This window comes from Komagataeibacter sp. NFXK3, assembly GCF_054182245.1.
Genome location: NZ_JAPIVJ010000019.1, coordinates 19,972 through 29,527, shown reverse-complemented (window position 1 = coordinate 29,527; position 9,556 = coordinate 19,972). Strand labels below are relative to the sequence as shown.

Here is a 9,556-nt window from a genome sequence, read left to right as displayed (position 1 = left end):
AGCAGGTCTTCAGGACGCTTCACGCCCGTCAGCAATTCGTCCAGGAGTTCCTTCGAGATGGTCATTCATACTTCCTTTCGGTGAAGTATGGACCAGATCAATTATACACAGAAGATCGGACACTCTCATCATCTCCAGCATGATGGGTGAGATATCTTATGCAAAGCTTGCGTTCTTGACCTTCAGGAGAGGGATGTCGGTCTTCATACTCCGCACGCCTTTGATCCGTGCAAGGTGTTCACTCTGAAAACGTCTCAGTCCTGGAAGGTCTTCTGCAACAACGCGCAACAGGAAATCACAATCTCCCGCAAGGACATGCGCTTCCGTCACCTGCAGAAGCTTCCCAATTTCCTCGACGAAATGCTCGGACTGTCTCTCGTCTTCTCCCGTCAGCCATATCCTGACAAAAGCCGTCACACCAAACCCAGCTTTCGCGGGATCAACGACGGCGACATACCCCTCGATGACGCCACTTTCTTCCAGCAGCCGCACGCGGCGCAGGCATGGCGATGGAGAAAGCCCGACGCGCCTGGCAAGCTCATTGTTGGGGCAGCGTCCATCTTCCTGAAGAACACGAAGAATACGCCGATCGATCGCATCCAGTTTCATTGGCATCTTATATCAGGAATGAGTGCACTAGCGCAATTGAATGCCAGATATTGATGGTTCAATTGGCATAAACGCAACCCCATGCCCGCTGGTCCGCGCTATCCTGCCATCTCTCCCATCCGATCCGGAGCGTAACCGGAGACCATGAAAACACCTTGGTATCCCTGTGGGTTTTCTTGTAAAGCGACGCATTTTCGATGAATTTGCATACACTTCTTGCCTTCTGGACGATCTCCATCCTCCTTGCCGCAACTCCTGGTGCTGACTGGGCGTATGTCATTTCTGCCGGAATACGTGATCATGCCGCAGTCGTTCCCGCTGTGTTCGGTCTGTTCCTGGGATATATCGCCATTACCGGAACAGTCGCGGGCGGTATCGGTGCGCTTGTCGCCAGCATGCCGCTTGCGATCACCATTCTGACATTTGCAGGCGCGGCCTATCTCATAAAACTGGGCATTTCCCTGCTGCGTCATCCTCCCTTGCCAAAAGAGGGACATGAACGGGAAACTGGTGCGCGACGCTGGATTACCAAAGGGTTCGCCATCAGTGGCCTGAACCCAAAGGCTCTTCTGTTTTTTCTCACCCTTCTGCCCCAGTTTACAAATCCAGGTTCATCATGGCCGATTTTTTTAAAGATCGGGATCTTGGGCATCATTCATACAATAAACTGCGTATCCATCTATCTGATGGTCGGATCTGGCGCGCGGACAATATTAAGCAGCCGCCCCAGAGCATCCATCGTGACCGGCTACATATCCGGAGTGATCATGATTATGCTTGGTCTGGGTCTGGCATCGGAAGACATCATAAAATTACTTCATTCATGACGATGGAATATGGAGAGCGAAGATATTGGAAACTGGTTTCCTGCATAGATTTCGTGGATTTAGAGTAAAGCCCGTTGTATCGATTTACCGATTTCCATAAATGTCGAGACTGCGGGGTTTTTTGTAGTGATCGGCGCGCGAAGGACAACGTCAAGTTGAGGCGCATCTGTCAAAGCCCGTGATATCAGCCCTGCCCCCAGTTCGGTACACAGCGATGCGGGGATGAGGGCTACGCCCAACCCTTTTGCAACAAGCTGAATGATCGTGTGCTGCAACCGCGGTTCAAGCACGACATGCGGGACAATTCCCCTGGCCGAAAAATAGCTGTTGATCGCGGATCGCAGAGCCGGCGCCGTCGCGGCAGGTGCCGCGATGATCTTCTCCTCGCGGAGTCCCTCAGGACCAATCTGCCCGGTCGTGGCAAGGGGATGGTCCTTTTGCATGATGATGCGTAACCGTTCCCTGGCCAGCAGCACGGTCTGCAGGTGTGGCGCATATCCGCAGTCAAATGTTACGGCGGCATCCAGTGTTCCAGCCACCAGCATCTCATCGATTTCTGTCGGCGTGCGTTCATCAAGCACAAGGCGGACGTCCGGCCTCGCCTCTGCATAAAGCTGCACGAGTTGCGGCACGACACTGTGGGCGGCATGCATCATGAATCCAAACCGCATCTCGCCTTTCATGCCGCTGGCGACCAGCCTGACATCACGACAGGCGTCCTCAAACTGCCCCAGCACGTTTCGGCAGTCTTTCATGAAGTGTTCCCCGGCCGGGGTCAGCGCCACGTTGCGCGAGTTTCGTTCAAACAGCTTCACGCCCAACGTGCGCTCGATCATCGCAATCTGGCGGCTGAACGGCGGCTGGCTCATGTTCATCCGCTCGGCGGCCCGACCGAAATGAAGCGTCTCCGCCAGAGCCATGAAATACCGCATATGCCGCGTGTCCATCTGATACCCTGACAGCATTAATCGTGAACCATATGAGCATTGGATTATATCAATAGCGTCCGGTAGCGTCACGCTTTTGCTGACCGCCCGAGATCCCTGATGCTGAACAATCTGCTGATCGTCCTGCCTATCTTTGCCCTCATCCTCACCGGATGGATCGCACGCAAATCGGGTGCGCTGGGTCCCAATGCCACGCGCGAGGTCAATCGGCTCGTAGTCTATCTTGCGTTGCCCGCGGTGCTATTCGACATCGTGGCGAATGCAAAAATGACCGATCTGTGGGAGCCGGGATTCATTGCGGCGTTCACGCTCGGCTGTTTTATCGTGTTTGCCGGGACGCTGTGGTGGCGGGTGTCGACGGGACATCATCTTGCCGATGCCGCCATTGACGGACTGAACGCGAGCTATGCCAATACAGGGTTCGTCGGTTTCCCGCTTGTCCTGTCTCTTGTCGGCGTTACCGGCATGGCGCCGACGCTCATCGCCACGATCGTAACGGTCTGTGTGCTGTTTGTCATAGCGATTGTTCTGATCGAGGCCGGACTGCAGACCGAAGCACGACCGCGCGACATCGTTGCGAAAACGCTCTTTTCGCTGGTGAAAAATCCTTTGCTGGTGGCGCCAGCACTTGGTGGCCTTGTCATGGTATCCGGTGGCCACCTGCCGGAACCGGTTCATGCCTTCCTGAAGCTTCTCGGCGGGGCTGCATCCCCCTGCGCCCTGATCGCCCTCGGTCTGTTCCTTGCCGGAAATTCGGCCGGTGCTGCGTCTGCACGCCCGTCGACTGCTGCCATTCTTGTCGGCCTGAAGCTGATCGCCCAGCCTCTGGTTACATGGATCATCGCAGCGCCCGTGCTGCATTTGCCGCCAGCAATGACACATATTGCCGTGCTTCTTGCCGCACTCCCGACAGGAACCGGCTCGTTCATGCTGGCGGAATTCTATGACCGGGAAGCTGCCCTTACCGGACGTGTCGTCCTCGCCTCCACCGTGTTCTCGATTGCAACAATCTCGCTCTATCTCGCCTTTGCACCCGCATAGGGACGCTTACGCGCATTGTCGATGAAGTCGCGGGCCAATAATTTCCACCAACCAATCCACGAACACCCGTACACGCGGGGAAAGCTGCCTGTTGCTCGGATAAAGCACAGAAACCGGCGTTGGCGTGGGTGGGAAATCAGGGAAGACTTCAATCAGTGTGCCATTTGCAAGGTCATCCTCAAAGCCATAGCGCGGAACCTGCACAAGGCCAAAGCCAAGCCTGGCCGCTTCGGCATAGGTATCAACGCCGCCGACCAGCAGGCGTGCGGGAAGCGAGACCTCGATCACTTCATCTCCGCGCGTAAACTCCAGTGGCAGGGGCTGGCCGGTGCGTGAGGATACGAAGCCGATCATCTGATGCCCCTGCAGATCGTCGGGGGAGGCAGGCGTTCCGTGCCGCGCCAGATAGTTCGGGCTGGCGACCGTCACCTCTTCCATCACGCCCAGCGGCCGGGCGATCATGTCGCTATCCGGCAGGGTTCCGGTCCGGACCACGCAATCCACCCCTTCGCGCACCAGATCGACAAACCGTTCGCCCTCGCCAAGATGAACGGTTAGCGCCGGATGGCGCGCAAGGAAGGCCGGCAGCGCTGGCAGCAGGATCATGCGCGCCAGACGGCCAATGACGTCAGCGCGCAACAGACCGGCTACAGCCCCACTCGCACCACGATCGGCATCTTCAAGGTCCGCCAGGATCGCCACACACCGGCGATAATAGGCGGCGCCTTCCTCGGTAGGCCTGACGTGGCGGGTGGAGCGTTGCAGCAGTCGGGTGCCGAGCCTTTGCTCCAGCGCCTTGATCGCAGCGGTCGCAACCGGGCGGGAGACGCCGCAATCGGCTGCCGCGGCGCTGAAGCTGCTGCGGTCAACAATGCGGACGAAGAGGTCGAGTGTGGCAAGCCTGTCCATGGGATTATTCCATGCCGCAAAACAATGCTGACCGAAAGTGCTGTCTTATCGAACGGCCGATGGTGTGACCAAGATTGGTCCCTCACCAGTTGGAGATTCCTATGCCTGCAACAAACACCATTGCCATCGTCACCGGCGGAAGCCGTGGACTGGGCCGCGCCACCGTTGAGGCCCTCGCCCGACGCGGCGTCTCGTCCATCTTCACCTACCACACCAACAGATCCGCAGCCGATGAGGTGGTTGAGAATGTCCGGCGCAGCGGCGCCCGCGCGGTGGCCCTGCAACTTGACACCGGTGACACGCACGCCTTTCCTGCCTTTGCCGACGAAGTCCGGCGGGTGCTGGGCGAATGGGGAGCAGAGCGTTTCAATTATCTGGTCAACATGGCCGGCACGTCCCATGAGGGGCTGTTTGGCGAAGTGACGGAAGAGGATTTCGACGCCGCCTACCGCGTTCACGCCAAAGGGCCGTTCTTCCTGACGCAGACCCTGCTGCCGCTGATTGCGGATGGTGGCCGGATCGTGAACATCTCATCGGGCCTGACACGCTTCGCCTATCCCGGCAGGGTTGCCTACGCGGCCATGAAGGGTGCGGTGGAAGTCATGACGCACTACATGGCCAAGGAACTCGGCCCACGCCGCATTGCCGTCAATACGGTAGCGCCGGGTGCCATCCAGACGGATTTCTCGGGGGGCATGGTGCGGGACAATCCGGACATTGCCCGTCATATCGCGGAGATCACCGCACTTGGGCGTCCCGGACTTCCCGATGATATCGGCCCGATGATCGCCTCGCTCCTGTCCGAGGATAATCGCTGGGTCAACGCGCAGCGGATCGAAGTCTCCGGCGGTCAGGCCATCTGAAGGCTGGCCATTCCACAAATGGAACGCCACAGTGATATACGAAGCGCCTCGGAGACCACGTCTGGTCTTCGGGCGATGAGCGATAGTGGGCCCGGACACAGGATGAGATGATCATAACCAGTCTCCATAGGCCCATGTCAAAATACCTGCACTGCACGATGATCGTGGTGACTGCCTGCGCGCTCCTGCCAATAGTGGCTTATGCCAGCGACCACATTGCCCCGGGGATCACTGCCAATATCGTAGATCCGGGTATCAATGAACGTGTCATGAATATCCCTCTCAATGCTGGCGGGTCTATCAGGGCCGTCTTCGGTTCTCCGGCCCGGCCACAGGCAACGATCATCATGTTCCCGGGCGGCATAGGTGACATCGGCCTCGGGCAGGACGGGCGCATCCGGCATGGTGACAACTTCGTCGTGCGAACGCGCAAGGCATGGAACAAGCGCGGCTATGCGGTTCTCATTCCGGACACAGTTGGTCACCGCAATCTTCGAGGGCAGCGTAGTTCCGCGCGTTATGCCCAACTTATCGAGGATATCATCGCTTTCGTGCATAGACAGGACTCAGGGCCTGTTTTTCTACTTGGTACAAGCCAGGGCGCCATTGCAGCCGTCAATGGCGCGGCCCATGCCGCTTCAGGGGATATTGCCGGTGTCGTGCTGACTGAATCGGTATCCGTTATGGGCGTCAGCGGGGAAACCGTTTTCAGCGCCCATCCAGAGAAGGTGCAGGCGCCTGTTCTCGTTGTCGCCAATCGCGATGACCGATGCAATGTTGCCCCGCCACAGGACGCAAAGCGAATTGGCGCAGCCATGACAGGCAGTCGTGAAGTCACCGTGTTAATGGTGGCAGGCGGTACAACCCGGTCTGAAAAGAACTGTGGTTCGCTTACGCCACACGGCTATTTTGGCATTGAGGCAGAGGTCATTACCCGCATTAGTGCTTGGCTGGAGGCCACGATCAGGACTGCTTCCTTGAAATAGAACAGCGCTTTTTCCGGAATATGGAATAGCGCGTCCCCCACCATCAGGCATTTCTTATGGCGGCAATCAGCCAAGTCGCGACCGAATGAACCGGCAATGTCCAGTCTCTGTCTGCTCACGTCCTGAAGGCGATCAATACTTCGGCGATGAATAATCATCAAATATCGTATTTCCCGGAATCTCGGGCTGTCTGATGATGGATTATTCCATCGCGAGGAAAATGAAGCCAGCCGTCTCCTTGATTTCTGCAAATATTCGCAGCCAATCTCAATCAGCAGCTTTGTTCCGCTGGACAGAATGCGCATAGCGATCTCCCCACGTTTTGAGCGCCTGAATGACCGGCTTCAGCGTCTTTCCCAGATCGGTCAGGGCGTATTCCACATGCGGGGGCACCTCGGGGAAGACGGTGCGTGACACCAGCCCGTCCGCCTCGAGTTCGCGCAACTGATTGGTCAGCATCCGCTGTGTGACGTTGGGCAGGCGGCGGCGCAGTTCGCCGAACCGCAGCACCCCGTCCTCGAACAGGTGGTACAGAATCAGCGCCTTCCACTTACCCCCAAACAGTTCGAGCGTAGCTTCCACCGTGCAGCCGGGACTGCAGGCCAGCGTGGTATGACGGATGCGGGGCATGGTATCATTCCTGACACTAGTGGCGGTTTATGTGCGTTCTTGCGCACGCCGCTGGCTGGGTCAATGTTTACATGCGGGCCGGACGGATGGCCTGCATTTGTAAACAGGGTTGATCATGTCTTCATCTTCTTTATTCGGGCCTATGCGGCTGGGCGACCTGTCGCTTGAAAACCGGATCTTCCTGCCACCGCTGACACGCTGCCGCAGCACCCAGCCCGGCGATATTCCCAACGCGCTGATGGCCGAGTATTACGCGCAGCGCACTCAGGCGGGTTTCCTGATTACCGAAGGCACGCAGATCGAACCCCGCGGACAGGGCTATGCCTGGACACCGGGCATCTACTCCCCTGAACAGGTCGCGGGCTGGAAACTGGTCACCGATGCGGTACACGCAAAGCGGCGACCCATCTTCGCACAGTTGTGGCATGTTGGCCGCGTGTCCCACCGGGCATTGCAGCCCGGTCATGAGGCACCGATCGCCCCGTCCGCCGTGGCCGCAACGGGTGTCAACGTGTTCATCCCCACGGGGCCGGGCACGGGAAAGCTGGTGCCGCCCGACATGCCGCGCGCGCTGACCGTTCCTGAAATCCATGCAATGGTGGAGATGTATGCACAGGCAGCACGTAATGCGCTGTCTGCCGGGTTCGATGGAGTGGAAATCCACGCCGCCAATGGCTACCTGATCAACCAGTTCCTATCCGAACGGGCCAATTTCCGCACCGATGCCTATGGCGGTAGTCTGTCCAATCGCCTGCGCTTCCTGCGTGAAGTGGTCGAGGCCGTCTCCGCCGTGGTCACGCCTGACAGGCTGGGCGTGCGGTTTTCCCCGCTGTTCGGCACGACCGCGGAAGAGCGCGTGTATCTCGGCCTGCTGGAAGACAACCCGGCGGAGACCTACACGCAAGCCGTGCGCGTGCTGGCAGAGGCAGGCATCGCCTATGTCTCGCTGGCCGAGGCTGACTGGGACAATGCGCCCGAAATGCCGGATGCCTTCCGCGCCAGCGTGCGCGACATCTTTGGCGGCCGCATTCTGTGCGCAGGCCGGTACGACCTGCACAAGGCACAGCATGTGCTGGGTCATGGATGGACGGACGTGATCGGCTTTGGCCGGAAGTTCATCGCCAATCCGGATCTGCCTGCGCGGCTGGAACATAACTGGCCGCTCAATCTGCTGGACCCGGCGACGATGTATGGCGGCAGCGCACATGGCTACACCGACTATCCTTTCCACAATCAATAAACAGGGAAACGGACCAATGAGTTTTTACCAGACCCTCAACCCGACCACGGAAACCGTGGAACGCACGTTTGAACTGCATACCGCCGCACAGATGAAGGCGATTGTGGATCGCGCGGACCATGTGTGGAAGACCGACTGGAAAAAGCGCGACATCGCAGCCCGCAAGGTCATCATGTCAAAGGCCGCCGCCCTGCTGCGCCGCGACCGGGTGGCGCATGCGCGCCTGATCGCGACCGAAATGGGCAAGGCGCTGCCTGACGCGCTGGAAGAAATCGACATTACCGCCGATATCCTGTCCTTCTATGCCGATGGCGCGGCAGAATTCCTCGCCCCCACGCATCTGAAGGTCAAGGAAGGCCACGCAAAGATCATCAACCAGCCGCTTGGCCTGATCTACTGCATCGAGCCATGGAACTTCCCCTACTATCAGTTGGCTCGCGTAGCGGGGCCGAACCTGATGGCGGGTAACGTGGTCATCGCCAAGCACGCGCCCAACGTGCCGCAATGCGCGCTGGCCTTTGAAAAGCTGTTCCACGATGCAGGTGCGCCTGTCGGCGTCTATACCAACATCTTCCTCGACAATGACCAGTCCGCTGAACTGATCAAGGATGTCCGCATCCGTGGCGTCGCCCTGACGGGCAGCGAACGCGCGGGCCAGACGGTCGCGGCCGAAGCGGGTGCGGCGCTGAAGAAGGACACGATGGAGCTTGGCGGCAGCGACGCCTTCATCGTGCTGGATGATGCGGACCTTGAACTCGCCGTCAAATGGGCAACGTGGGGGCGCTTCGCCAATAACGGGCAGGTCTGCACGGCGGCCAAACGAATGATCGTGCATGAAAAGGTCTATGACGCTTTCCTCGCGGGGCTGAAGAAAGCTATCACGCAGTTCCGCATCGGCGACCCGCTGGCCGAGGGTACCACCCATGGTCCGATGAGCAGCAGGAAGGCACTCGACACCGCACTGGCGCAGACCGAAGAAGCGGTCAAGGCAGGGGCGACGCTGGAGGCCGGGGGCAAGCGGATGGAGCGGACGGGCTTCTTCATGGAGCCGACCATCCTGACCAACGTGTCAAAGGACAACCCGGTCTTCTATCAGGAGATTTTCGGCCCCGTTGCCGTCGTGCACAAGGTCGCATCCGAACATGAGGCCATCGAACTGGCCAACGATTCCCCCTATGGCCTCGGCGGTTCTGTGTTCTCCCGCGACCTTGGCCGGGCGGAACGGGTGGCCGAAGCGGTCGAGACCGGCATGATGTTCATCAACACGGCCACGGCCGCAGCACCCGAACTGCCCTTTGGCGGGATCAAGAATTCGGGCTTTGGCCGCGAACTGTCCTTCCTGGGTATTGAGGAGTTCATCAACCGTAAGCTGATCCGTGTCGCCTGATAGGGGATGTGTGTTTTCTGCCCCGGATAAAATCCAGTCCGGGGCAGAAAGAGAGATTCCGAACCCAGAGCCGACCCGGTTGATCCAACCACACCGCATGTTCCGGCATGAGAAGGC

At 58.7% G+C, this 9,556-nt stretch carries 10 protein-coding genes; 6 read left to right on the top strand and 4 right to left on the bottom strand.

Features of this window, described 5'->3' with window-relative positions:
* Positions 1-156 precede the first annotated feature (156 nt).
* Positions 157-609, bottom strand: a complete 453-nt coding sequence (locus OQZ28_RS15315; protein WP_159264354.1) for an Lrp/AsnC family transcriptional regulator — start codon at positions 607-609, stop codon at positions 157-159.
* Between the two features lie 197 nt (positions 610-806).
* Here OQZ28_RS15315 and OQZ28_RS15310 point away from each other — a divergent pair, with 197 nt between their 5' ends.
* Positions 807-1,436: a LysE family translocator gene (locus OQZ28_RS15310; protein WP_159264352.1), complete on the top strand. Its 630-nt coding sequence runs from the start codon at positions 807-809 to the stop codon at positions 1,434-1,436.
* A gap of 59 nt (positions 1,437-1,495) precedes the next feature.
* Here the strand turns inward: OQZ28_RS15310 and OQZ28_RS15305 are convergent, their stop codons facing one another.
* Positions 1,496-2,383 carry a LysR family transcriptional regulator gene (locus OQZ28_RS15305; RefSeq protein WP_159264350.1) on the bottom strand — a complete coding sequence of 296 codons (888 nt, stop codon included), beginning with the start codon at positions 2,381-2,383 and terminating at the stop codon, positions 1,496-1,498.
* 99 nt (positions 2,384-2,482) lie between these two features.
* Between OQZ28_RS15305 and OQZ28_RS15300 the strand changes: the two genes are divergently transcribed.
* Positions 2,483-3,424, top strand: a complete 942-nt coding sequence (locus tag OQZ28_RS15300; protein WP_159264348.1) for an AEC family transporter — start codon at positions 2,483-2,485, stop codon at positions 3,422-3,424.
* Positions 3,425-3,430: 6 nt separating this feature from the next.
* On the opposite strand, the gene OQZ28_RS15295 is transcribed toward OQZ28_RS15300, so the two are convergent.
* Positions 3,431-4,333: a LysR family transcriptional regulator gene (locus tag OQZ28_RS15295; protein ID WP_159264346.1), complete on the bottom strand. Its 903-nt coding sequence runs from the start codon at positions 4,331-4,333 to the stop codon at positions 3,431-3,433.
* A 101-nt stretch (positions 4,334-4,434) separates the two neighbouring features.
* Here OQZ28_RS15295 and OQZ28_RS15290 point away from each other — a divergent pair, with 101 nt between their 5' ends.
* Together OQZ28_RS15290 and OQZ28_RS15285 are read left to right on the top strand one after the other, a co-directional pair.
* Positions 4,435-5,196 carry an SDR family NAD(P)-dependent oxidoreductase gene (locus tag OQZ28_RS15290; RefSeq protein WP_159264345.1) on the top strand — a complete coding sequence of 254 codons (762 nt, stop codon included), beginning with the start codon at positions 4,435-4,437 and terminating at the stop codon, positions 5,194-5,196.
* Positions 5,197-5,330: 134 nt separating this feature from the next.
* Positions 5,331-6,182, top strand: a complete 852-nt coding sequence (locus tag OQZ28_RS15285; RefSeq protein WP_159264343.1) for an alpha/beta hydrolase — start codon at positions 5,331-5,333, stop codon at positions 6,180-6,182.
* A 267-nt stretch (positions 6,183-6,449) separates the two neighbouring features.
* On the opposite strand, the gene OQZ28_RS15280 is transcribed toward OQZ28_RS15285, so the two are convergent.
* Positions 6,450-6,812 carry a winged helix-turn-helix transcriptional regulator gene (locus OQZ28_RS15280; protein WP_159264443.1) on the bottom strand — a complete coding sequence of 121 codons (363 nt, stop codon included), beginning with the start codon at positions 6,810-6,812 and terminating at the stop codon, positions 6,450-6,452.
* Between the two features lie 115 nt (positions 6,813-6,927).
* On the opposite strand from OQZ28_RS15280, the gene OQZ28_RS15275 reads away from it, so the two are divergent.
* Positions 6,928-8,052 carry an alkene reductase gene (locus tag OQZ28_RS15275; RefSeq protein ID WP_159264440.1) on the top strand — a complete coding sequence of 375 codons (1,125 nt, stop codon included), beginning with the start codon at positions 6,928-6,930 and terminating at the stop codon, positions 8,050-8,052.
* 16 nt (positions 8,053-8,068) lie between these two features.
* Complete coding sequence (locus OQZ28_RS15270; protein WP_159264438.1) at positions 8,069-9,439, top strand: NAD-dependent succinate-semialdehyde dehydrogenase; 1,371 nt, start codon at positions 8,069-8,071, stop codon at positions 9,437-9,439.
* Positions 9,440-9,556 lie beyond the last annotated feature (117 nt).

What these genes read in the sequence shown, in the direction of transcription:
- OQZ28_RS15270 (WP_159264438.1), top strand. Translation starts at nt 8,069, where the DNA reads ATGAGTTTTTACCAGACCCTCAACCCGACCACGGAAACCGTGGAACGC.
- OQZ28_RS15315 (WP_159264354.1), bottom strand. Translation starts at nt 609, where the DNA reads ATGAAACTGGATGCGATCGATCGGCGTATTCTTCGTGTTCTTCAGGAA.
- OQZ28_RS15275 (WP_159264440.1), top strand. Translation starts at nt 6,928, where the DNA reads ATGTCTTCATCTTCTTTATTCGGGCCTATGCGGCTGGGCGACCTGTCG.
- OQZ28_RS15310 (WP_159264352.1), top strand. Translation starts at nt 807, where the DNA reads ATGAATTTGCATACACTTCTTGCCTTCTGGACGATCTCCATCCTCCTT.
- OQZ28_RS15280 (WP_159264443.1), bottom strand. Translation starts at nt 6,812, where the DNA reads ATGCCCCGCATCCGTCATACCACGCTGGCCTGCAGTCCCGGCTGCACG.
- OQZ28_RS15285 (WP_159264343.1), top strand. Translation starts at nt 5,331, where the DNA reads ATGTCAAAATACCTGCACTGCACGATGATCGTGGTGACTGCCTGCGCG.
- OQZ28_RS15290 (WP_159264345.1), top strand. Translation starts at nt 4,435, where the DNA reads ATGCCTGCAACAAACACCATTGCCATCGTCACCGGCGGAAGCCGTGGA.
- OQZ28_RS15305 (WP_159264350.1), bottom strand. Translation starts at nt 2,383, where the DNA reads ATGGACACGCGGCATATGCGGTATTTCATGGCTCTGGCGGAGACGCTT.
- OQZ28_RS15300 (WP_159264348.1), top strand. Translation starts at nt 2,483, where the DNA reads ATGCTGAACAATCTGCTGATCGTCCTGCCTATCTTTGCCCTCATCCTC.
- OQZ28_RS15295 (WP_159264346.1), bottom strand. Translation starts at nt 4,333, where the DNA reads ATGGACAGGCTTGCCACACTCGACCTCTTCGTCCGCATTGTTGACCGC.